The following is a 22,710-nucleotide window of genomic DNA, read 5'->3' on the forward strand; positions in this document are numbered from 1 at the left end:
AGGGTCGGGGTGAGGGGGATGCATGGGGTGGATTCTCGGGGGTCCTCGCATCGTCACCCCCTCACCCTAACCCTCTCCCCGGGGGGGAGAGGGGACTTCGCAGGAGGGAAAGGGCTCCTTACGACGCCAAGTCCTTCAGGATCGGGCAGTCCGGCCGCTCGTCGCCGTGGCAGGCGTCGGCAAGCTCATGCAGCGTGTCGCGCATCGCCTGCAGCTCGGCGATCTTCGCCTCTAGCTCGTCGATGTGTTGGAGGGCGATCCGCTTGACCTCTGAACTGCAGCGGGAACGGTCCTGCCACAGCCCGACCAGCTTCTGGATGCGTTCGATCCCGAAGCCCAGCGTGCGCGCCCGCTTGACGAAGCGCAGCACGTTCACGTCACGGTCGCTGTAGACGCGATAGCCCGACGCCGTCCGCCCGGCCTCCGGGATCAGACCGATGGATTCGTAATAGCGGATCAGCTTGGCGTTGACGCCCGACGCCTTGGCGGCGTCGCCGATGGTCTTGCCGTCCTTCATCACAGATCCCCGTTCTTCGGCGGCGCCCAGCCGCGCAGGGTCAGGGCGTTCACCACCACGCTGACCGAACTCAGCGCCATCGCCGCCCCCGCCAGCACCGGGCTGAGATTGCCCGATGCCGCCAGCGGAATGCCGACCACATTGTAGGCGAAGGCCCAGAACAGCCCCTGCCGGATCTTCGAATAGGTCCGCCGCGACACGTCGATGGCCCCGGCGACCAGACGCGGATCGCCGCGCATCAGGGTGACGCCGGCGCTGTGCATCGCCACGTCGGTGCCGGTCGCCATGGCGATGCCGACATCGGCGGCGGCCAGGGCGGGCGCATCGTTGATGCCGTCGCCGACCATGCCGACCACCTTGCCCTCCCCCTTCAGCGTCGCGACGACGGCGGCCTTGTCGCCGGGCAGCACCTCGGCGAACACCCGCTCGATGCCCAGCGCCGCGGCGACGGAACGGGCGGCGCCCCAGCCATCGCCGGTCACCATCACCGGTTCCACTCCCTGCGCCTTCAGCGAGGCGACGGCGGTGACCGCGCTGTCCTTCACCGTGTCGCCGAAGGCGACGAGGCCGAGCAGACGCGGACCCTCGCCGACCTCGATCAGCCAGGACAGGGTGCGGCCGGTCGCCGCCAGCGCCTCGGCCGGTTCGGCCAGCGGTCCCGGTTGCAGGCCGGCCTCCTCCACCGCGCGGGCGTTGCCGAGTTGCAGGCGGCGCCCCGCCACAATGCCGGAAACGCCCCGGCCGGCCAGCGCGCGGAAGTCGCTCACCGGCTCCGCTGCCATGCCGGCCGCCTTGGCGCGGTCGCGCAGTGCATGGGCCAGCGGATGCTCGCTGCCGGACTGGAGCGCGGCGGCGAGGCGCAGCAGGGTCTCGCCGTCGCTGCCGTCGGCCGGGATCAGGTCGGTGACGCGGGGCTTGCCCTCCGTCAGCGTGCCGGTCTTGTCGAAGGCGACGGCGGTCAGGGCATGGGCGCGTTCCAGCGCCTCGGCGTCCTTGATGAGGATGCCATGGCGGGCGGCGACGCCAGTGCCGACCATGATGGCGGTCGGCGTCGCCAGACCGAGCGCGCAGGGGCAGGCGATGACCAGAACCGAAACGGCGGTGACGATGGCGGCCTCCAGATCGCCGCCGACGATCCACCAGCCGATCAGCGTCAGCGCTGCCACCGCCAGCACCGCCGGGACGAACACCGCGCTGACCCGGTCGACCAGCCGCTGGATCGGCGCCTTGGACGCCTGGGCGCCCTCCACCATGCGGACGATCTGCGCCAGCATGGTTTCGGTGCCGACTGCCGTCGTTTCCACCACCAGCAGGCCGTCGCCGTTGATCGAGCCGCCGGTGACGCGGGCGCCCGGCTCCTTGTCGACCGGCAGGCTCTCGCCGGTCAGCATCGATTCGTCGACGCCGCCGCTGCCCTCGACCACCCGGCCGTCGACCGGCACCCGCTCGCCGGGGCGGACCACCACATGGTCGCCGACATGGACACGCTCCACCGGCACCTCGGTCTCCACGCCGTCGCGGCGCAGTCGGGCGGTGGCGGGACGCAAATCCATCAGCGCGCGGATCGCCGCCGCGGTCTGGCCCTTGGCCCGCGCCTCCAGCCATTTGCCGAACAGCACGAAGGTGATGAGGACGGAGGAGGCTTCGAAATAGAGATGCGGCTCATGCCCATCATGCGCCGTCAGCATCAGGTAGAGGCTGAGCCCCCAGGCCGCCGAGGTGCCGAGTGCCACCAGCAAATCCATGTTGCCGGCCCCTGCCCGCACCGCGTTCCAGCCGGCGCGGTAGAAGCGCGCCCCAAGCCAGAACTGCACGATGCTGGCAAGGATCAGCTGGACCCAGCCCGGCAGCATCCAGTTCGCCCCGAACAAGTCGCCGACCATGCCGGCCAGCAGCGGAAGCGACAGCGCCGCGGCGATCAGCACATGGTGCAACTCGCGCCGGCTGCGGTCGGCCCGCGCCTCCTCCTCCGCCTGTTCGCCGCCCTGGCCGACGGGGGTGGCGCCATAGCCGACCTTCTCCACCGCCGCGACCAGATCGGCGGTGTCGACGCTGCCGGCATAGGCGACGACATGGGCGCGCTCGGTCGCCAGATTGACCGCAGCCGACTCCACGCCCGGCAGCCGGCTCAGCGCCTTCTCCACCCGGCCGGAACAGGAGGCGCAGGTCATGCCGGTCACCGACAGGTCGAATTCCCGCTTTTCGGCATGGTAGCCGGCGGCCTCGACCGCGTCGGCCGCGGCCTTGACGTCCGGCGGGCCGGCGAAGGTCAGCCGCGCCCGCTCCGTCGCCAGATTGACCGAAACGGCGGTGACGCCCGGCACCCGGCCCAGAGCCTTCTCCACCCGGCGGACACAGGAGGCGCAGGTCATGCCCGATACGCCAAGGTCGAGTTCGGCCGTCGTCGCGCCGCTGTCTTGCTGGGTCGTGGTCATGCCGGTTCTCCTTCGATTCCGCTCGGCATGGAGTGATATGGGGCTTCCAGCCATTGGAAGGTCAAGGGGCCGATCGACGCAGAATCACACCTTCATGAACAAAAGCCCGGACGGGGCGTTCGTGTCCTGACCCTCAGCCACCAGCAGAAAGGGACCGTCCCCTTGACCCGCCTGACCATCGCCGAGGCGCAGAGCCGCGTTTCCCACCTGCTGACCCATGACGTGGTCGAGGATCTGCGCGCCGTGGAGTATGAGACGCCGCCCCTGGCCGACGCCCCGTCCGCCACGCCGCTGACCGAACTGCGGCGGGCGGAGGTGACCTTCAGCCATGCCCCCGGCGCCCCCGACTGCATCTATCGCATTGGCGCCTTCGGCGATTCGCTGTTGATGCGGCTTCAACTGAATGTCTGGCGCTTCGTCGCCATCTATCAGGTGCCGGTGAAGGACCCCATCGACAGCAACACCATCGCCCCGCATTTCGAACGCTGGGCCATCGGCGCCGGCCATGCCGGCTGGACCATCGGCTGGCGCGACGGCGTCGATCCCTGGGACCATGACCTGCGGGTGGTGGAGACCTATTGCTACGCCATGCTGCCGGAAGGCTTCCTGGACGAGCCGCTGACCCAGCTCTATTGGCGCACCGACCTGTTGCAGATGACCCGCGCCTTCATGCTGGAGGCCCGGCGCATGAGCATCCGGCTGTCGGCGCCCGACACGGTGTAGCGGAGGTTTCGCTTGGCGTCCCGGGGGCGGCCGTGCTCAATCGGTGGGCAGACGAATCCCCCCAAAGCCCCCCAAGAGCCCGACCATGCCGCCGCTTCCCATTCCGATGCCGACCGACCTTTCCGACCTGCTGACGGTGATGGACTTCATCGGCGTGTTCGTCTTCGGGCTCAGCGGCGGGACGCTGGCGGTGCGCAAGCGGCTGGACCTGTTCGGGGTGATGGTGCTGTCGCTGGCGGCGGCGCTGGCGGGCGGCGTGGTGCGCGACCTGCTGATCGGCGCGGTGCCGCCGGCCAGCCTGCATGACGACCGCTATCTGATGGTGGCGCTGGCCGCCGGGGTGACCGCCTTCCTGTTCCACAAGCCGATCAACCGGCTGGGCAAGCCGGTGATGGTGCTGGACGCCGCCGGGCTGGCGCTGTTCACCGTCGCCGGCTGCGGCAAGGCGCTGTCCTATGGGCTGAGCCCGTTGCCGGCCGCCCTGCTGGGGGCGCTGACCGCCTGCGGCGGCGGGGCGGTGCGCGACCTGCTGGTGGCCGAGGTGCCGCGGGTGCTGCGCGAGGAGATCTACGCCATGGCCTCGCTGCTGGGCGCCGCGGTGGTGATCGCCGGCCAGCGGATGGAGCTGCCGCCGGTGCCGGTCGCGGTGGTCGGCGCGCTCGCCGTGTTCGTGCTGCGCGTGGTCAGCGTGCGGCGGAACTGGAGCGCGCCGAGGGCGCCGGGAAGTTGAGAACGCGCGCATTCATCGGAATCCCCCTCTCCCCCCCGGGGAGAGGGTCGGGGTGAGGGGGATCCGCTTCGAGGATCTCTTCGGCTCCGCCGAACCCCCTCATCCTAACCTTCTCCCCAGGGGGGAGAAGGGATAAGCAACTTACATTCGCAACCTTACGCCCGCTTGCCCCAGCCCGGCATCGGGAACACCGGGTCGGCTTCCGCCGAGGCCTTGGGCAGGACAACGGTCGGGCGCAGCTTGTGGTTCTGGATGCAGGCGGAGATCAGGTTGGTATTCTGGCCCTTCTCGTCGAAGGTGATCGCCGGGCCGACCATCAGCTTGTCCGACAGGTTGGTCTGGCGCAGCGCCGCCAGCATCGCCGAGGCCTCCGCCGTGCCGGCGCGCTTGAAGGCGTCGGCCGCAATCAGGATCGCCTCGAAGGTGAAGGCGACGTTGAAGGCGTAGCCCTCGAAGCGGTCGTTCGGGAACTGCTTCTTGAAGGCCGCCTCGACCCGCTTGGTCATCGCCGCCTTGGGGTCGTACCAGGGCAGGTTTGTGATGGCGTAGTCGGCGTACTTGCCCAGCACCTTGTAGAACTGCTCGTCATACAGACCGGGCGAACCGGGGGAGACGATGCCCTTCGGCTCCCACCGCTGCTTGACCATCTCGCGCACCATCATGATGGCGTCGTTGGCGCGGGTGGTGACGATGGCAAGCTCGGCGCCGGTGGCCTTGGCCTTCGCCACCTCGACCGCCAGATCCTGCGCCCGCGGGTCGTAGGAGATCGATTCCAGGATCTGGAACGGCATGTCCAGCTTGGGGAACAGCGCGTCGACGGCGGCCTTGTTCGCCATGCCGAAGGTGTCGTTGGCGTGCAGGAAGACGGCGGTCTTCGGCGTGGTCCCGGTGGCGGCGAACAGGTCCTTCATCAGCGACATCCCGTTCGACACCAACATGGTGGAGGTCGGGAAGTTGCGGAAGACGGTCTTGTAGCCCTGCTCCGTCAGCTTGTCGGCGGCGGCGATGTTCATCACCAGCGGCACGCCGCGCTGCTCGCACACCTGGGCGGCGGCGGCGGTCTGGCCGCTGTCGAAGGCGCCGACGATGACATGGGCGCCGTCGTTGATCAGCTTTTCCGTGCGCGAGCGGGCGACGTCGGCGTTCGATTCGGTGTCGGCCGACATCACCTCGACCTTGTAGCCGAGGTCGGACAGCACCGCCGGAGCGATGTCGGCACCGCGCTGGCAGGCCTGACCCGCCTGGGCCAGCAGGCCGGAGCGCGGCAGCAGGACGCCGACCTTCAGCGTGGTGTCCTGCGCGAAGACCGGGGCGCGGCCGAAGCCGGCCAGCACGCCGCCGGCGATGGCGGCCTGCCCCAGCGTGCGGCGGGTAAGGGCGAGTCCTCCGGTGGAGCGGTTCTTATGTTCGTTGGTCATGGTGCTGCGGATGCCTTTTGGCTGGTCGCAAAACAGTTCGGTTCGACCGAAGAGTCCACCGCCGGCCCCCTCCGTGTCAAAGTGGAATCGCCGAAGTCCTTCAATACGCAACGGAATGACACCCATGCCCAACGGCGGCCGGACTGTTACCCTCGACGAGGCGCTCGCCATCGCGCTCGACCACCTGAAGTCCGGGCGCCTGGACGAGGGGGAGGAGCTCTATGCCCGCATCCTCGACGCCGACCCCGGCAATGCCGAGGCGCTGCACCGGATGGGCTTCATCGCCGGCCGCCGCGGCGACATGGACCGGGCGCTGGATCTGCTGACCCGCTCGGTGGAGCGGGTGCCCGATGCCGACGCACTGTTCAACCTGGGCACGCTGCATCACCGCGCATTGCGGACGGAGGAGGCGATCGTCGCCTACCGTCAGGCCCTGGCGCTGCGCCCCGATTTTCCCGATGCCGAATACCACCTGAGCGAAGCGCTGCAGGGCGCCGGCCGCCTGGACGAGGCGCTGGCGGTGCTGGACACCCTGCTGGGGCGCCACCCCCATTATCCCGCCGGCTGGCGCCAGCATGGCGACATCGCCGCCGATCTGGGCCGGCCCGGCGCCGCAGTGCATTTCTACGAGATGGCGCTGGCGCTGAATCCCGCCGACGACCTATCGCGGGAAAGGCTGGCGGCGCAGGAGGAGGCCTTCCGCATCCGCAGCGCGGCGATGGCGGCGCGGCTGCCGGATGGGCGGCACGACCTGCGCGACACCACCATCCTGATCCCCTTCCGCGCCGACAGCGACGACCGCCGGCGCAATCTGCGCTGGATCGTCGGTTTCCTGCTGAAGCATGTCGATGCCACGATCCTGATCGGTGAGGACAAGAATGGGCCGAGCGACGTACCGGACGCGCTCGGTCCCGAACTGGCCGCCCGCTGCCGCCACCTGCATCTGCGCGGCAACGACACGCCCTTCACCCACAAGGCCCACCTCATCAACCGCATGGCCGAGGCGGCGGAGACGCCCATCGTCGCCCTGCACGACACCGACATCGTGGTGGACCCGGTGCAGTATGTGCTGGCGCGCGACGCCGTGCGCCGGGGCGGCGGGCTGGTCTTCCCCTACAACGGCTTGTTCTTCTGGATCATGGGGCGGGAGGTCCTGCGTTTCGGCCACACCCTGTCGGCGGCGCCGCTGAACGCCGTCTGCCCCCGCTTCCCGCTGATGCACCGCAATTCTCCCGGCGGCGGCGCCTTCTTCGACCGGGACCGGCTGCTCGCCAACGGCGGCTACAACGAGGCGTTCCTGTCCTGGGGCTATGAGGATGACGAGATCGTCGAGCGCTTCCGCCGGCTGGGGCTCGGCGTCGAGCGGGTGCCGGGACCGCTCTATCATCTGGAGCATGCCCGGCCGGCCAACTCGTCGGAGCAGAACCCCTTCTTCGAGGCCAATCGGGCGGAGCTGGAGCGCGTGCGCACCGCGGACGGCGAGACGCTGCGCGCCGACATCGCTGCCGGGCGGCTGCGCCGGCCGCTGCTGTCGTCGCGCGACCTCATATCACCGATCGACTGAAAGCGGCGCAAATGCGGTGCAACACCGGGAACCCCTTGAAGGGGAAACGGCCCGGACACAGGTGAAGGGACGGATGTGACGAATTCGAGACCGATGTCGTGTTGAGCTTGGCACGCAAACTGTGGACGGAGGCCGTTTCGGGCGCTCCCTCGACCGGTCCCTTTGGCGGCCGGGCAGGACCGGCATCGGTGCCGCGCGGCATGCGCGTCTATGCGGTCGGCGACATCCATGGCCGGCTCGACCTGCTCGACCAGATGCTGGGCCAGATCCTGCGCGACGCCGAACAGGCGCCGAACCTGCTGAAATACCTCGTCTTTCTCGGCGACTATGTCGACCGCGGCCCGGATTCGCGGCTGGTGATCGAACGGCTCGCCTGCGGGCTGCCGCCGGCCTTCGGCGCGGTGTTCCTGCGTGGCAACCACGAGGACACCATGCTGGGCTTCCTGTCGGACCTGCGCGTGGCGCCCGGCTGGCTGACCTATGGTGGCGACACGACGCTGGAGAGCTACGGCATCCCAGCCCCCGACCCCGATGCGCCGATGGAGCACCTGCAGCAGGCGCAGATGATGCTGAACAGCCTGCTGCCGGCCCACCACCGCGCCTTTCTGACCGGTCTGCGCTGTCACCTGACCATCGGCGACTATCATTTCGTCCATGCCGGAATCCGCCCCGGCGTCCCGCTCGACTGGCAGGAGGACCAGGACCGGATGTGGATCCGCGATGCTTTCCTGTCCTCGCGCGCCGATCATGGCAAGGTGGTCGTCCACGGTCACACCATCGCGCCGGAGCCCGAACTGCTGTCCAACCGCATCGGCATCGACACCGGCGCCTACGCCACCAACCGCCTGACCGCCTTGGTGCTGGAGGGGACGGATCGGCGGTTCCTGTGCACGGTGTGAAGGGGGGCTCTGGCCGTAATTGGGGGAATCGGCGCCGGAACAAGGGCTAAAAAGCACATCTGCCGCAATGGAAAGGTCCAGCCGACGTTTCACGGCGCATAATGGCCGCCTTCGACGCGAGCGTGCCCGCACATCTTGCGGCATGCCCACGCCTCACCTCAGGGAGGGGCACATGGATCGCAAAACGGATCGCCAAGCCGTATACCAGGAGATCACCGACATCTTCGGGCTGGTTCCATCCTTCTTCAAGGAACTGCCCGACACCACCATCGAAGCCGAATGGCGCCTGTTCAAGGCCGTACAAGTCGATGACGGGCCGATTCCACAGAAGTACCGCGAACTGATTGGTCTGGGGATTGCTGCCGTCACAAAGTGCCGGTATTGCGCCTTCTATCATACGGCGCTCGCCAAACTGTTCGGCGCGACACCGGACGAGATCGAGGCCGCCGTTCATTACGCAAAGTCCAGCGCGGGCTGGAGTGCCTACCTGAATGGCATGCAGGTGAATTACGACACCTTCACACGGGAGGTCGATCAGGCCTGCGACCATGTGCGGAGCCAGATGTCGCAACAGCAACGCGCCGCCTGATCGGCACCGGTCCGAAACGACAAAGGGCTTCCGGATTTCTCCGGAAGCCCTTGTCTTTATGGTCGGAGAGAGAGGATTCGAACCTCCGGCCCCTGCCTCCCGAAAGCAGTGCTCTACCAGGCTGAGCTACTCTCCGGTCCTGTCACCGGCGGCCTGTCACTCTGAAGTGCGTCATCCGTCGGTGGAGCGGGTGTATAAACGGTTCCGGCCGGCGGCGCAATGCAAAGTCACAGCCTGACGGGCGCATTTTTGCCAACCTGTTTTGAGGTGCCGTTTTGCCATGCCAAGCGGACCCCTGAAACGACGAAGGGCTCCCGGATTTCTCCGGAAGCCCTTGTCTTGTTGGTCGGAGAGAGAGGATTCGAACCTCCGGCCCCTGCCTCCCGAAAGCAGTGCTCTACCAGGCTGAGCTACTCTCCGGTCCTGTCACCGGCGGCCCGTCACTCTGGAGTGCGTCGTCCGCCGGTGGAGGGGGTGTATAAACGTTCGCGCTCCGGCGCGCAACGCAAAAAATGCGTCATCGGCCAAAAAGATCCGGCCCCTCCCGGCCCGGCGGACAAGCCGTCAGAAATCGCGATCGATCACGAAATCAATGACTTCCAGCAGGGCCTGCTTGATCGGCCCGTCGGCGAACAGGCCCAGGCTGTCGCGGGCGATGGAACCATAATGGCGCGCCCGCTCCACCGTGTCCTTCAGGGCGTTGTGGCGGGCCATCAGCGTCTGGGCACGCTCAAGGTCGCCGTCCTTCTGGTCGAGATCCTCCATCACCCGGCGCCAGAAGGCGCGTTCCTCGTCGTTGCCGCGGCGGAAGGCCAGCACGACCGGCAGGGTGATCTTGCCCTCGCGGAAATCGTCGCCGACCGTCTTGCCCAGCTTCGCCTGCAAAGCCGAGTAGTCCAGCACGTCGTCGACCAGCTGGAAGGCGATGCCGAGATTCATGCCGTAGTCGTAGAGCGCCAATTCCTCCGCCTGCGGGCGGTTGGCGACGACGGCGCCGACGCGGCAGGCGGCGGCGAACAGCTCGGCCGTCTTGCCCTTGATGACTTCCAGATAGGCCTGCTCGCTGGTCTCGGTGTCGTTGGTGGTGCGCAGCTGCAGCACCTCGCCCTCGGCGATGATGGCCGAGGCGCCGGACAGGATGCGCAGCACGTCGAGCGACTGCACCTCCACCATCATCTCGAAGGCGCGTGAGAACAGGAAGTCGCCGACCAGCACGCTGGCCTTGTTGCCGAACACCGCATTGGCCGAGGCCATGCCGCGCCGCAGGTCGCTTTCGTCAACGACGTCGTCATGCAGCAGGGTGGCGCTGTGGATGAACTCCACCACCGCGGCCAGCAGCCGGTGATGCTCCCCCTGATAGCCGCACATGTTGGCGGCGGCGAGCGTCAGCACCGGGCGCAGGCGCTTGCCGCCGGCGGCGATCAGATAACCGGCCAGCTGGGGAATCATCTCGACCTGCGACTGCATGCGGTCGAGGATGATCTGGTTGACGGCGCTGAGGTCCTCGGCCACCAAAGCGGTCAGGTCGTCGAGCGGGGTAGACTTGCGCCGTTTCGGCTCGAAGTTGGTCACGACCGCCAAGGTCGACTCCACGGGTGATTGACGCCAGAATTTGCGCTAGGGAGCATAACGGCCTAGCCTCTTCGGTCAAGTCCGCAGGGGACCGTTCTTTCGAGACGTCATGACCGAACTGTTGCGCACCACCGACCCCGTCCGCCTGTCCTGGCTGGTCGCCCTGCTGGCCGATGCCGGCATCGAGGCCATCGTGCTGGACAGCTACACCAGCATCCTGGAGGGCTCCATCGGCGCCATTCCCCGACGGCTGATGGTCGGAACGGAGGACGCCGCACAAGCCCTCCGCATCCTGCGCGAGGCCGGCGAAGCGTGAGCGACCCTATCGTTACGTCTCCGGAACAAAGTCTGGAACCCCCGGTGGATTTCCTGCTGAACGGCCGGGTTCGGCTGCACCAGCCGGACGGCGGCTATCGCGCCGCCATCGACCCCGTCTTCCTCGCCGCCATCACCGCCGCCACAGCCGGGGAGCGGGTGCTGGACGTCGGCACCGGAACCGGGGCTGCGGCACTGTGCCTCGCCGTCCGGGTTCCGGGCGTGGCGGTGGTCGGGCTGGAACAACGGGCCGACGCCTGCGACTTCGCCCGCCGCAATGCAGCACTCAGCGGCGTGGCGGAGCGGGTGACGGTGGTCCAGGGCGACCTGCTCGACCCGCCCGAGGCGCTCGGGACCGTCGGATTCGACCGCGTGATGATGAATCCGCCCTATCTGAAGGCGGGTGCCGCCAGCGTCCCGCCCGACGACTGGAAGGCCGCGGCGAATGTGGAGGGGGCGGCGGGGCTGGCCGACTGGATGCGCTTCGCCGACCGCATGCTGAAGCCGCGCGGCACGCTGACCATGGTCCACCGCGCCGACCGGATCGACGACATCCTGCACGCGCTGCGCGGCCGGTTCGGCAGCCTCGTGCTGGTGCCGCTGTGGCCCAAGCCGGGGGTGGAGGCCAAGCGGCTGCTGCTGGTCGCCCGTAAGGGCGGCAAGGCGCCGGCCCGGCTGACCGCCGGCCTGACCGTACACAGGGCCGAAGGCGGCTACAGCCCGGCGGCGGAGCGGATCCTGTGGGATGCCGAAGCACTGGCTATCTAATAGGGCCGATTTAGCGGGAACGGAGCCTTTCAATCGGGAGACTACACTCCCATCTCTGCCGGCATGAGCCTGCAATCCCTCCTCGCCAAACTCCCCTTCGGCCCCTGGCGCAAGGCCGGGCCGCTGGTGTCCGTCGTCCGCCTGACCGGGGTCATCGGCCAGGGCGGCCCCTTCCGCTCCGGCCTGTCGCTGGCCGGTGTCGCCCCGCTGCTGGAACGCGCCTTCGCACCGAAGGACCAGAAGGCGGTGGCGCTGATCATCAACTCGCCGGGCGGCTCACCGGTGCAGTCGGCGCTGATCGCCAAGCGGATCCGCGATCTGGCCGAGGAGAAAAAGGTGCCGGTCTTCGCCTTCTGCGAGGACGCGGCGGCGTCGGGCGGCTACTGGCTGGCCTGCGCGGCGGACGAGATCTGGGCGGACGAAAGCTCCATCGTCGGCTCCATCGGCGTGGTGTCGTCGGGCTTCGGGCTGCATGCGCTGATCGAGCGTCATGGCATCGAGCGGCGGCTCTACACCGCCGGCGACAAGAAGGTGCTGCTCGACCCCTTCTCGCCGGAGCGCGAGGACGGTGTCGCCCATCTGAAGGCGCTGCAGGCCGATGTGCACGAGGCGTTCAAGGCGATGGTGCGGGCGCGGCGCGGCACGCGGCTGACCGGATCGGAGGAGGAGCTGTTCTCCGGCGCCTTCTGGGCCGGGCGCCGGGCGCTGGCCCTCGGCCTGATCGACGGGCTGGGCGACCTGCGCTCGGTGATGCGCGGGCGGTTCGGCGAGAAGGTGCGGCTGCGCGTGGTGCAGCAGGAGCGCGGCATGCTGCGGCGGCTGGGCCTACGGACTGGGCTGCGCGCCGGATACGGCAACGCCCCGGCACTGGAGTCCGGGGCGCATGAGGCCTTCGCCGAGGCCCTGGTGACGGCCGCCCGCACGTCGCTGGACGATTGGGCGGCCTGGGCCAGGCTGGGGCGTTGAGGAAGCCCGCCGTCAGCGGTCGACGGTGACGGTTGCGGTCTGCAATCCGTAATCGTCGGCCTGGATGAAGCTGGCACGCAGCGGCTTCAGGACGAACATCGCCAGGATCGCCGCCACCAGATTGAAGCTGGCGGCGATATAGAACACGGCCTGCCAGCCGAAATGGCCGGCGATGATGCTGCTGATCGGGACCAGCAGCGCCGCCGTGCCCTTGGCGGTGTAGAGCATGCCGGCATTCGTCGTCGCGAATTTCGAGCCGAAGGTATCGCCGGCGGTGGCCGGGAACAGGCTGTAGATCTCGCCGAAGACGCAGAAGAACATCGCGGTGAAGATCACGAACATGATCGGGTTGCGGCCCAGCTGCGTCACCAGGACGATGGCGATGGCGGCGGTGCCGAAGGCGATGAACATGGTGTTCTCGCGGCCGATGCGGTCGGACACCCAGCCGAAGAAGGGCCGACCGGCGCCGTCCAGCACGCGGTCCAGCGAAATCGCCAGTGTCAGGGCCGGCAGGATGAAGCCGAACATGTTGATCGGCGAATCGGCGACGTGGAAGTCATGGGCGATCGGCGCGATCTGGGCCGCCGCCATCAGGCCGCCGGACGCCACCATAACGAACATCAGGTAGAGCAGCCAGAAGACCGGCGTGCGGATGACGCGGGCCGGCGGATGGTCGACCTTGGTCTGGGCCGGGCCGGTCTTGCGCGCCGCCGCGTTGGACTTCGGCGCCTTGCGCAGGAAGAAGGACAGCACGAAGATCACCACGCCCTGCCCGATGCCGAACACCAGGAAGGCATGCTCGTAGCCCTGGTTGGCGATCATGTTGGCGATCGGAATGACCGTGGCGCCGGCACCGGCGCCGAAACCGGCGGCGGTGACGCCGGCGGCCAGACCGCGCTGCTGCGGGAACCATTTCAGCGCGTTGCCGACGCAGGTGCCATAGACGCAGCCGGCGCCGATGCCGGAGATCACCGCCGCGGTGTAGAGCATCGGCAGCGAGGTGGCCTGGCTGTCGATCACCCAGGAGCCGCCGACCAGCAGGCTGCCGACCAGCACCACCGCCTGCGGGCCGTAGCGGTCGACGAACCAGCCTTCGACCGGGACCAGCCAGGTTTCGGTGAAGACAAAGATGGAAAAGGCGATCTGGATGGCTGCACGTCCCCAGCCATGCTTGGCGTCGATGGGATCGACGAACAGCGTCCAGCCATATTGCAGGTTGGCGATCATCGCCATGCACAGCAGGCCGACGCTGAGCTGGAACCATTTGTTTGTCAGAAGACCGCGGTCTTCGGTCGTCTCTGTGGTCATGCCCCAAAGTCCCGTTGAACGTGGGGGCGCAAGAGGCTCGGAGTGCGGCGGTCGATCCGTATCGCACCGCGTCATGCGCCGTTCGGAGATGACTGTGCGCCCCAACAGTCCGTATTCCAAATACCGGATACCGAATGCGTAATTCTTTTCCACATCGTGGAATGCGTTGAAAAGGCTCGCTTTTTTGCGATTGCTGGCATGCGCGTATTGCTTGACCCGCGAACAAAACTGTCAAGCCCGAGCCATGCGGCGAACACATATTTGAAATACGGTATCTGGTATACAGAATATCTTGCTGCAGCGCCGAACCGGGCGCATGATCCGCTCATGGTCGACGGCGCCGGCGGACGGTGCCGCAGCAAGGGGAAATCACATGATGTCGAGCATTCTGAGCCGCCCGTTCGCCGGTCCCGCCGTCCTGGCGCCCGCCGGCATCGCTCCCGCCGGCTTCACCTTTGCCGAGGCGCTGACGCAGATCGCGATGGCCGACCTGTTCGCCGGCTTCCGCATCCGGCACGGCGGCGGCAAGCGCAAGCCGGAATCGGCGGACGTCGCGCAGTCCTGGGCCGAGTTCGGTCGGGGCTTCTGAGCGGAATATTTAAGAAAGGCTAAGCCGCGGAGTTCTGCGTCATCAGGGTGGTGAGCCAGCGGAAGTTCGTTCCGTCGCCGGCCTGGATGGCGCTTTCCACCACCTGCATGGCGGTCGCCGGGTCCTGGGGATCGGGCACCATCGATGCAGGATCCATGGCGGCCTCGCCCTGCCCCTCTTCCTGGGCGAACAGGGTGACGGCACCGACGCCGAGACGCACCGAGGGCTGGGCATTCGGCACCACGCCGGTTGCATCGGCGGAGGTTCCGGCCTCCCCCACCCCGTTGAGGGTTTCCAGCATCGCCGCGAACTGGCCGGCCAGCGCCCCCGCCTGCCGGGACGCGGACGTCCCTTTGCGCTCCAGGACGTCTTCCGCCCGGATGCGCATGGCTTGCGTGGCCTCGCTGTTGGCCATCATCGACATGGGACGATTCCCTGCGGTTAGTGGCGAACCGCAGGGACACACGCAATAATCACGCCATCAACACAACCGGCGGATCGCAAGCCTCACAGCCACCCCTGCGACGATTTGACCGGCAAAATTTACCCAGCCACCCGGCAGAAGTTTCCCAGCGGCCGGCAAGCCTTGCCCATGCCGCGGCCAATCAGTCGCGAAAATTCTGGTACTGCAGCGGCTGCTCGATGCCCAGCCGCTTGACCAGGGCGATGGCGTCCTGCAGGTCGTCGCGCTTCTTGCCGGTCACCCGCAGCTCGTCGCCCTGGATCGAGACCTGGACCTTCATCTTGCTGTCCTTGATCCCTTTGACGATGGTTTTCGCCAAATCCTGCGCGATTCCCTGCTTGATCGTCACGGCATGGCGCAGCGCGTCGCCCGCCGCCCGCTCCGGCTTGGCGGAGAAGTCGAGCGCGGCGGCATCCAGCTTGCGGCGGGTCACATAGACGCGCAGCAGCTCCTGCATCTGCTCCAGCTTGGTGGCGTCGTCGGCCAGCAGAACGATCTCGTTCTCGGTCCGCTCGACCGTGCATTTGGAGCCCTTGAAGTCGAACCGGGTCTCGATCTCGCGACGGACGCCGGCGATGGCGTTGTCGACCTCGTGGACGTCCGTCTTGGACACGATGTCGAAGGACGGCATGGCGGCTCTCTCCCTATAGGACGGCTGAAGAACGAATCGGCCGCACCGTAAAGAAGACGGCCGCCACACTCAACAGACAGCTGCGGCCGGGTTCCCGTCAACGGGTCGGCGGATGGAAGGGAATGACGATTTCCCGCAGCTCCTTGCCCGGCAGCAGCAAGGTCGCCACCGCCCGATCCGGTTCGAGGCGCCAACTGCGCGGATCCCGCAGGTCGGGGCCGTCGCATTCCGGCACCAGATCCGGATCGGCGGCAAGTTCCCTACGGCAGGCGGCGATGGCCACCGTCAGCCAGGATTCCGCGCCGAACATCCGCGCCAGGGTCGGCACATCACCGCGCACCAAATCCACCGTCAGCGCGGCGGCATAGCGGAAGCCGTTTCCCTGCACCCCCTCGCCACGGAACTGGACGGACAGCAGAGCGGGGGTGACGACATAGCTGTCGGCGGTCAGGATCAATTCGGCTTCGATCCGGTCGGGCAGATCGGCGGAGCTCTCGCGGAACCGGCGGATTTCGCCATCGACGAAGCGGCGTACCGTGTCGTTGAAAGCCACCGCCCCTGGATAGGCGGGATCGGCGATTTCCGGCCGCTCGGCCTGGATATGAAGGCGGGAGCCGGGACGTCCTTCGGTCAGCAGCACCGTGCGCAGCCGCGCGCCCAGGGCGGGGCCGGCCCTCAGGGCGGCAAGCTGCCGCGTCCGCCGTTCGGTTTCCGCCTGCAGGCAATCGGCGGGATCGTCAGAGCCCGAACCGGCATTGCCGCCGGCCTTGGCGTCAAAGCCGCAGGCGCGGTTGCGCCGCAAGGTCCAGGCGCGCTGTTCGGCGCGGGCGAAGCTCCGTCCCGCCTCGTCGGCAGCCAGATCGCCGAGCAGCGCCTTGTAGCCGGCACCCATCGCCGCGTCGGCGGCGTCGAGCGCCGGGGTCGAGCAGATCGACCTTTCGACCGCGCTGCCGGCCTTGCCGCAGTCGAAGCTGGCGGCAATCGCCGGACCGGCAAAGGCGGGGACGAGCGCCAGGCAGAAAACGGCGGCAGGAAGGCGGGCCATGTCGCGATGTCCAGTCGAAGGAAACTGCGACAGTGGAGCAGAGGCAACCCGACCGCCGCAAGAGCGGCCGGGGTCATTCTTCCGCAACCCCTCAGTTCATCTCTTCGGCGTAATGGCAGGCGACCAGCCTTTCATCGACCGGACGCAGGGCCGGAACCTCGGCGGCGCAGCGGTCGGTGGCGAAGGGGCAGCGCTTGTGGAAGGCACAGCCGGGCGGCGGGTTCAGCGGCGACGGCAGTTCGCCCTTCGGCACCACCCGGTCGACCCGCAGATCCGGGTTAACCCGCGGCGTCGCCGCCAGCAGGATGCGGGTGTAGGGATGGCGCGGCCGGGTGAAGACCACGTCCTTGGCGCCATGCTCCACCGGCTTGCCCAGATACATCACCATCAGCGAATCGGCGATGTGCCGCACCACGCTGAGGTCGTGGGAGATGAACAGGTAGGCTAGGTTCAGCTCCTCCTGCAGGTCCATCATCAGGTTCAGCACCTGCGCCTGGATCGACACGTCGAGCGCCGACACCGGCTCGTCCGCCACGACGACGCGCGGGTTCAGCATCAGGGCGCGGGCGATGGCGATGCGCTGGCGCTGGCCGCCGGAGAACATGTGCGGATAGCGGTCGACCTGATCGGGACGCAGGCCCACCTTCCCCATCATGGCCACCGCGAGGTCGCGCCGCTCGTGCTTGTCCATGTCGGTGTTGATGACCAGCGGCTCGGTCAGGATGGAGCCGACCGTCTTGCGCGGGTTCAGCGAGCCGTAGGGGTTCTGGAAGACCATCTGCACCGTGCGGCGCAGTTCCTTCATCTCCGCCGCGCTGCGCCCGACCACCTCGCGGCCGTCATAGAGCAGCTCGCCGGAGGTCGGCGGCTCGATCATGGTGACGGAGCGGGCCAGCGTCGACTTGCCGCAGCCCGACTCGCCGACCACCGCCAGCGTCTTGCCGGCCTGCAGACGGAAGGACACGCCGTCAAGCGCCTTCACCGTTGCCAGCGGCTTGAAGGCGCCGCGCTTGACCGCATAGTGCTTGCGCAGGTCGCGCGCCTCCAGCACGACCGACCGCTCGGCCGCGGCCTCGAAAATGTGGGGGCCGGTATTGGACTCGGTCTGGGTGCTCATCACAGCGCCTCCCCGGCGGCGAGATGGCCGTCCGGCAGCGGGTAGAAACAGCGGGCGCGCCCGTCGTCCACATCGAACAGGGCCGGGCGCTCGGCACGGCAGCGGGCGTCGGCGAAGCGGCAGCGCGGGCTGAATAGGCAGCCGGCCGGCCGGTCGGCGATGCCCGGCACCATGCCGGGAATGGTCGGCAGTCGGCGCTTGCCCAACGCCCGCTCCGGCAGGGCGTCGAGCAGGGCGCCGGTGTAGGGGTGACGCGGCCGCTCGAACAGGGAGCCGACGGGTCGCGTCTCCGCCACCTGACCGGCATACATGACGACGACTCGCTGCGCCGTTTCCGCCACCACGCCCATGTCGTGGGTGATCAGGATCAGCGCCATGCCGCGCTCGCGCTGCAGCTGGACCAGCAGGTCGAGGATCTGCTTCTGGATGGTGACGTCCAGCGCTGTCGTCGGTTCGTCCGCCACCAGCAGGCGCGGGTTGCAGGCGATGGCGATGGCGATCATCACGCGCTGGCTCATGCCGCCCGACAGCTGGTGCGGGAAGGCGGACAGGCGCGATTCCGGCGCCGGGATGCCGACCTGCTCCAAGAGCGCGATGGCGCGGTTGCGCAGCGCCTTGCCGGACAAGCCCTCATGCACCCGCAGGGTTTCCATGATCTGGAAACCGACGGTGAAGCAGGGGTTCAGGCTGGTCATCGGCTCCTGGAAGACCATGGCGACGTCCTTGCCGGTGATCTTCCGGCGCTGGGCGGCGGGCATGGTCAGGAGGTCGCGGCCACCGAACGTCATCCGGTCGGCGACCACCCGGCCGTTGGAGCCGAGAAGCCCCATCACGGCCAGCGAAGTCACGGACTTGCCGGAGCCGGATTCGCCGACGATGCCGACGACCTCGCCTTCGTCCACGGTCAGGTCGATGCCATCCACCGCGCGGAAGGTGCCGGCGCGGGTGGTGAACTCGACCGACAGGTTCTTGATGTCGAGAAGAGGCATGAGGTCAACGTTTCAGCTTGGGGTCGAGCGCGTCGCGAAGACCGTCGCCCAACAGATTGAAGGCCAGCACGGTCACCAGGATGGCGATGCCGGGCCAGGTCACGACCCAGGGCGCGCGCTGGAGGAACTGCAGCGAGGAGGCCAGCATGGTGCCCCATTCCGGCGTCGGCGGCTGGGCGCCGAGACCGAGGAAGCCCAGGGCCGCCGCGTCCAGGATGGCGGTGGAAAAGCCCAGCGTCGCCTGCACGATCAGCGGCGCCAGACAGTTCGGCAGGACCACGATCAGCATCAGGCGCATCGGCCCGGCCCCGGCAACGCGCGAGGCGATGACGTAATCCTTGTTCACCTCCGCCAGCACGGCGGCGCGGGTCAGGCGGGCGTAGTGCGGGATCACCACCACCGACACCGCCAGCATGGCGTTCACCAGCCCCGGCCCGAGGATGGCGGCCACCACCACCGCCAGCAGCAGCGACGGCAGCGCCAGCAGGATGTCCATGGCGCGCATGATCAGCACGTCGGTCATCCCGCCGAAGAAACCGGCGAGCAGCCCCAGCCCCAGCCCGACGGCCAGCGACAGGGTGACGACGATCAGGCCGATCATCATCGACAGCCGCGCGCCGTACATCAGGCGGGACAGCATGTCGCGGCCGATGTCGTCGGTGCCCAGGATGTAGCTCCAGCTGCCGCCATCCTGCCAGACCGGCGGGGTCAGGATCGCATCGCGATACTGGATGTCGGGATCGTGCGGGGCGATGACGCCGGCGAAGATGGCGATCAGCGCGATCAGCGCGATCACCACCAGGCCGCCCAGCGCGCCCTTGTTCTGGCGGAAGTGATACCAGAACTCGGTCAGCGGATGCGGCGGGCGCGATACGGCGACCGGTTCGGGGGTTGCCGGCTCTGCGTTGGTCGAATATTCAGCGGACATGGATTGGCCTCACCGCGCGTGACGGATGCGGGGGTTGAGGACGCCGTAAAGCACGTCCACCAGCAGGTTGACCAGGATCACCGAGGTGGCGATCAGGAGGATGCCGCCCTGCAGGGCCGGATAGTCGCGGCGGTTGATCGATTCGATCAGCCATTTGCCGACCCCCGGCCAGGAAAAGATGGTTTCGGTCAGGATGGCGCCGCCCAGCAGCGTGCCGACCTGCAGACCGATGACGGTCACCACCGGGATCAGCGCATTGCGCAGCGCGTGCATGCCGATGACCCGGCCATCGGCGAGACCCTTGGCGCGGGCGGTGCGGATGTAATCCTCGCCCAGCACCTCCAGCATGGCGGAGCGAGTCATGCGCGCCACCACGGCCAGCGGCACGGTGCCCAGCACGATGGTCGGCAGCACCAGATGGCCGAGCGCGGAGCGGAACGCCTCGTAATCGCCGGCCTTCAGCGTGTCGATCAGCATGAAGCCGGTCGACGGCTCCACGTAATAGACCAGATCCAGGCGGCCCGACACCGGTGTCCAGCCCAGCCCGACCGAGAAGAACAGGATCAGCAGCAGGCCCCACCAGAAGATCGGCATCGAATAGCCGGTCAGGCTGAGGCCCATCACGCCATGGTCGAACAGCGACCCGCGCTTCACCGCCGCCACGATGCCGGCGGGCAGCCCGACCAGCGTCGCGAACAGCATGGCGCACAGCGCCAGTTCCAGCGTCGCCGGGAACAGCGTCAGGAATTCGCTCAAGACCGAATTGTGGGTGATCAGCGACAGGCCGAAATCACCGTGCAGCACGTTGCCGACATAATGGAGGAACTGCTGCCACAGCGGCTGGTCGAGGCCCATCTCGTGGCGCAGCTCGGCCAGCCGTTCAGGCGCGATGCCTCTCTCGCCCGTGCGCACCTCGATGGGGTCGCCGGGAACCAGCCGGATCAGGATGAAGGTCAGAAAGGTGATGCCGAGAAAGGTCGGAATCACCAAGCTCACCCGCGTCAGGATGAAGCGAAGCATCGACGGGTACTCGTTTTTTTAAAAATTCGGTGAAAACCGGAACGGAGCGCCGAACCGACGTCGCCCCGTTCCCTCAGGGGCACCTGCCCCACCTCGATCCCGCCACCCACTTTCGCAGGCGACGGGCACTGTCTCTCAACTCAGACCGGGGCGGGAGAGTGATCGCCACGCCCCCGCCCCGGCAACCGGCTGCGAACGCGCCCCCTCTTGCGAGGCGGCGCCACGCATCACTTCAGGTCGACGCCTTCGAAACGATGGACGCCGAACGGGTCCATCTTGAAGCCGACGACGTTCTTGGCGAGACCGACGTAAACCACCGAGTGGGCGATGGTGAACCAGGGCGCCTCTTCCTTGAAGATCACCTGCGCCTGCTCGTACAGCTTGGTGCGCGCGGCGATGTCGGTGGTGCGCTTGGCCTGAACGACGAGATCGTCGAACTCCTTGTTGCACCACTTCGACAGGTTGCTGCCGCCCGGACGGGCCGCCTCGCAACCCAGCAGATTGTAGAGGAAGTTGTCCGGATCGCCGTTGTCGCCGGTCCAGCCGAGCATGCCCATCTGGTGCTCGCCCTGCTGCATCCGCTTGCGGTATTCGCCCCACTCGTACTGCACGATCTTCGCCTTGATGCCGACCTTGGCAAGATCGGCCTGCATCATCTCGGCGATACGCTTGGCGTTGGGGTTGTAGGGGCGCTGCACCGGCATCGCCCACAGATCGGTCTCGAAGCCGTTGGGGTAGCCGGCGTCGGCCAGCAGCTTCTTGGCCCGCTCGATGTCGTACGGATAATCCTCAATCGCGTTGTTGTACGACCACATGGTCGGCGGGATCGGGTTCTTGGCCGGGACGCCGGCGGACTGATAGACCGCGGAGACGATCGCCTTCTTGTCCATCGCCATGCTGACGGCGCGGCGGACGCGGACGTCGTCGAACGGCTTCTTCGTCACGTTGAAGGACAGGTAGCCGACGTTCAGGCCTTCCTGCTCCTGCACGACGATGGAGCTGTCCTTCTTCATGCCTTCGATGTCGGCAGGATTCGGGTACGGCATCACCTGGCATTCGTTGGCCTTCAGCTTGGCCAGACGAACCGCCGCATCGGGCGTGATCGCGAAGACGAGGTTGTCGAGCGGCTGCTTGCCGCCCCAATACTGATCGAACGCCTTGTAACGGACGACGGCGTCCTTCTGATAGGCGACGAACTGGAAGGGACCGGTGCCGACCGGAACCTGGTCCAGCTTCTCCGGCGTGCCCTTCTTCAGCAGCATCGCGGCATATTCGGCCGACATGATCGGCGCGAACGGCATGGCGAGGTTGGCCAGGAACGGCGCCTCGACCTGGTTCAGCGTGAATCGGACCGTCAGATCGTCAACCTTCTCGATCGACTTCAACAACTTCGGCATCGCCATGTCGTTGAAGTAGTCGTAGGAGCCGCCCGACACCTTGTGGAAGGGGTTGTCGGCCTTCCACTGGCGCTCGAACGAGAAGATCACGTCGTCGGCGTTGGCGTCGCGGGTCGGCTTGAAATCGCCGACGCTGTGCCACTTGGCACCGGCACGCAGCTTGAAGGTGTAAACCAGACCGTCGTCGGAGATGGTCCAGGACTCGGCAAGGCCGGGAACGACCTTGGTGCCGCCATACTCGAACTGGACGAGGTTGTTGTAGACCGGGAGAGCAACGTCGAAACTGGTGCCGGTCGTATTCAACATGGGGTTGAAGTTTTCGGGGCTACCCTCGGAGCAGTAAACAAGGGTCTTCGCCGCCTGGGCCGGCGCCGACAGCGCCAGCGCCGCGGCCACACTTAGCCCGGCACCCAGCAGGATGCGCTTCATTCGTCTTGCCTCCCGATTCCGGTTGGAGCGTACGGAAATTTGCCAGAACGCTTTTGGAAATAGCGCCGCCATTTGGCGCGTGGCAAAGGCGCCTGTCAACGCCAACATGCATACGTGGCTATACCGTGGCGCAGAGCATATTTTTGGGCACCAATACGTCCGTATGGACACATTTTCGCCCCTAAAAACGAAACAGTTGCAAAGCCAACCATCAGGTTTACCGAATCGGTAGCTCCCTTCCCTTGCGACTCAGGTTATCCGGGTGGGCCATTCCGGCAATGCCCGCAGCCGACGGGAG

At 67.3% G+C, this 22,710-nt stretch carries 22 protein-coding genes and 2 tRNA genes; 9 read left to right on the forward strand and 15 right to left on the reverse strand.

The annotated features are described in order from the left end of the window. Positions 1–118: 118 nt before the first annotated feature. Together cueR and PWS46_RS20170 are read right to left on the reverse strand one after the other, a co-directional pair. On the reverse strand, positions 119–517 hold the full coding sequence (gene cueR / locus PWS46_RS20165) for a Cu(I)-responsive transcriptional regulator (protein WP_434622384.1): 399 nt from the start codon (positions 515–517) through the stop codon (positions 119–121). Next, positions 517–2,952: a heavy metal translocating P-type ATPase gene (locus PWS46_RS20170; protein ID WP_434622386.1), complete on the reverse strand. Its 2,436-nt coding sequence runs from the start codon at positions 2,950–2,952 to the stop codon at positions 517–519. Before PWS46_RS20170 ends, cueR begins: the two co-directional genes overlap by 1 nt. A 162-nt stretch (positions 2,953–3,114) precedes the next feature. Between PWS46_RS20170 and PWS46_RS20175 the strand changes: the two genes are divergently transcribed. Both PWS46_RS20175 and PWS46_RS20180 read left to right on the forward strand, forming a co-directional pair. Further along, complete coding sequence (locus tag PWS46_RS20175; RefSeq protein WP_434622388.1) at positions 3,115–3,675, forward strand: hypothetical protein; 561 nt, start codon at positions 3,115–3,117, stop codon at positions 3,673–3,675. An 85-nt stretch (positions 3,676–3,760) separates the two neighbouring features. Beyond that, a complete protein-coding gene (locus PWS46_RS20180) occupies positions 3,761–4,405 on the forward strand; it encodes a trimeric intracellular cation channel family protein (RefSeq protein ID WP_434622390.1) in 645 nt (214 codons plus the stop codon). Positions 4,406–4,560: 155 nt separating this feature from the next. On the opposite strand, the gene PWS46_RS20185 is transcribed toward PWS46_RS20180, so the two are convergent. Then, positions 4,561–5,823: an ABC transporter substrate-binding protein gene (locus tag PWS46_RS20185; protein ID WP_434622392.1), complete on the reverse strand. Its 1,263-nt coding sequence runs from the start codon at positions 5,821–5,823 to the stop codon at positions 4,561–4,563. A gap of 124 nt (positions 5,824–5,947) precedes the next feature. Here PWS46_RS20185 and PWS46_RS20190 point away from each other — a divergent pair, with 124 nt between their 5' ends. From PWS46_RS20190 to PWS46_RS20200, 3 genes are all read left to right on the forward strand, one after another. Continuing rightward, positions 5,948–7,387, forward strand: coding sequence for a tetratricopeptide repeat protein (locus PWS46_RS20190; RefSeq protein WP_434622394.1), 1,440 nt, complete (start codon positions 5,948–5,950; stop codon positions 7,385–7,387). A gap of 188 nt (positions 7,388–7,575) precedes the next feature. Next, on the forward strand, positions 7,576–8,286 hold the full coding sequence (locus PWS46_RS20195; RefSeq protein WP_434622395.1) for a metallophosphoesterase family protein: 711 nt from the start codon (positions 7,576–7,578) through the stop codon (positions 8,284–8,286). Positions 8,287–8,458: 172 nt separating this feature from the next. Then, positions 8,459–8,875, forward strand: a complete 417-nt coding sequence (locus tag PWS46_RS20200) for a carboxymuconolactone decarboxylase family protein (protein WP_434622397.1) — start codon at positions 8,459–8,461, stop codon at positions 8,873–8,875. 59 nt (positions 8,876–8,934) lie between these two features. On the opposite strand, the gene PWS46_RS20205 is transcribed toward PWS46_RS20200, so the two are convergent. The 3 genes from PWS46_RS20205 to PWS46_RS20215 all read right to left on the reverse strand — a co-directional run bounded on the left by PWS46_RS20205 (position 8,935) and on the right by PWS46_RS20215 (position 10,456). Then, a tRNA-Pro gene (locus PWS46_RS20205) sits at positions 8,935–9,011 on the reverse strand. Positions 9,012–9,218: 207 nt separating this feature from the next. Continuing rightward, positions 9,219–9,295 (reverse strand) — tRNA-Pro (locus PWS46_RS20210). A 144-nt stretch (positions 9,296–9,439) separates the two neighbouring features. Further along, on the reverse strand, positions 9,440–10,456 hold the full coding sequence (locus PWS46_RS20215) for a polyprenyl synthetase family protein (RefSeq protein ID WP_434622398.1): 1,017 nt from the start codon (positions 10,454–10,456) through the stop codon (positions 9,440–9,442). Between the two features lie 100 nt (positions 10,457–10,556). Here PWS46_RS20215 and PWS46_RS20220 point away from each other — a divergent pair, with 100 nt between their 5' ends. The 3 genes from PWS46_RS20220 to PWS46_RS20230 all read left to right on the forward strand — a co-directional run bounded on the left by PWS46_RS20220 (position 10,557) and on the right by PWS46_RS20230 (position 12,496). Next, positions 10,557–10,763: a DUF2007 domain-containing protein gene (locus tag PWS46_RS20220; RefSeq protein ID WP_085083912.1), complete on the forward strand. Its 207-nt coding sequence runs from the start codon at positions 10,557–10,559 to the stop codon at positions 10,761–10,763. A 44-nt stretch (positions 10,764–10,807) separates the two neighbouring features. Then, on the forward strand, positions 10,808–11,530 hold the full coding sequence (locus PWS46_RS20225) for a tRNA1(Val) (adenine(37)-N6)-methyltransferase (protein WP_434622400.1): 723 nt from the start codon (positions 10,808–10,810) through the stop codon (positions 11,528–11,530). A 63-nt stretch (positions 11,531–11,593) separates the two neighbouring features. Beyond that, complete coding sequence (locus PWS46_RS20230; protein WP_434622401.1) at positions 11,594–12,496, forward strand: S49 family peptidase; 903 nt, start codon at positions 11,594–11,596, stop codon at positions 12,494–12,496. Between the two features lie 12 nt (positions 12,497–12,508). On the opposite strand, the gene oxlT is transcribed toward PWS46_RS20230, so the two are convergent. After that, positions 12,509–13,804 carry an oxalate/formate MFS antiporter gene (gene oxlT, locus PWS46_RS20235; RefSeq protein WP_434622403.1) on the reverse strand — a complete coding sequence of 432 codons (1,296 nt, stop codon included), beginning with the start codon at positions 13,802–13,804 and terminating at the stop codon, positions 12,509–12,511. A 373-nt stretch (positions 13,805–14,177) separates the two neighbouring features. On the opposite strand from oxlT, the gene PWS46_RS20240 reads away from it, so the two are divergent. Continuing rightward, positions 14,178–14,393, forward strand: coding sequence for a hypothetical protein (locus PWS46_RS20240; protein WP_434622405.1), 216 nt, complete (start codon positions 14,178–14,180; stop codon positions 14,391–14,393). 19 nt (positions 14,394–14,412) lie between these two features. Here PWS46_RS20240 and PWS46_RS20245 read toward each other — a convergent pair whose 3' ends face one another. The 8 genes from PWS46_RS20245 to PWS46_RS20280 form a co-directional block, all read right to left on the reverse strand. After that, positions 14,413–14,817 carry a hypothetical protein gene (locus tag PWS46_RS20245; RefSeq protein WP_434622407.1) on the reverse strand — a complete coding sequence of 135 codons (405 nt, stop codon included), beginning with the start codon at positions 14,815–14,817 and terminating at the stop codon, positions 14,413–14,415. 181 nt (positions 14,818–14,998) lie between these two features. Beyond that, positions 14,999–15,487, reverse strand: coding sequence for a YajQ family cyclic di-GMP-binding protein (locus PWS46_RS20250; RefSeq protein ID WP_149200103.1), 489 nt, complete (start codon positions 15,485–15,487; stop codon positions 14,999–15,001). Positions 15,488–15,584: 97 nt separating this feature from the next. Beyond that, positions 15,585–16,532, reverse strand: a complete 948-nt coding sequence (locus tag PWS46_RS20255; RefSeq protein ID WP_434622409.1) for a lysozyme inhibitor LprI family protein — start codon at positions 16,530–16,532, stop codon at positions 15,585–15,587. A gap of 91 nt (positions 16,533–16,623) precedes the next feature. Further along, positions 16,624–17,649, reverse strand: a complete 1,026-nt coding sequence (locus tag PWS46_RS20260; RefSeq protein ID WP_434622410.1) for a peptide ABC transporter ATP-binding protein — start codon at positions 17,647–17,649, stop codon at positions 16,624–16,626. Further along, entirely contained in the window at positions 17,649–18,638 is a 990-nt protein-coding gene (locus tag PWS46_RS20265; protein ID WP_434622412.1) for an ABC transporter ATP-binding protein, read from the reverse strand. Before PWS46_RS20265 ends, PWS46_RS20260 begins: the two co-directional genes overlap by 1 nt. A 4-nt stretch (positions 18,639–18,642) precedes the next feature. Continuing rightward, positions 18,643–19,566: an ABC transporter permease subunit gene (locus tag PWS46_RS20270; RefSeq protein ID WP_434622414.1), complete on the reverse strand. Its 924-nt coding sequence runs from the start codon at positions 19,564–19,566 to the stop codon at positions 18,643–18,645. 9 nt (positions 19,567–19,575) lie between these two features. Beyond that, positions 19,576–20,586, reverse strand: coding sequence for an ABC transporter permease subunit (locus PWS46_RS20275; protein WP_434622416.1), 1,011 nt, complete (start codon positions 20,584–20,586; stop codon positions 19,576–19,578). Positions 20,587–20,813: 227 nt separating this feature from the next. Beyond that, positions 20,814–22,412: an ABC transporter substrate-binding protein gene (locus tag PWS46_RS20280; RefSeq protein WP_434622418.1), complete on the reverse strand. Its 1,599-nt coding sequence runs from the start codon at positions 22,410–22,412 to the stop codon at positions 20,814–20,816. Positions 22,413–22,710: the final 298 nt, after the last annotated feature.

The organism is Azospirillum sp. B2RO_4 (assembly GCF_051124815.1).
GTDB lineage: Bacteria > Pseudomonadota > Alphaproteobacteria > Azospirillales > Azospirillaceae > Azospirillum.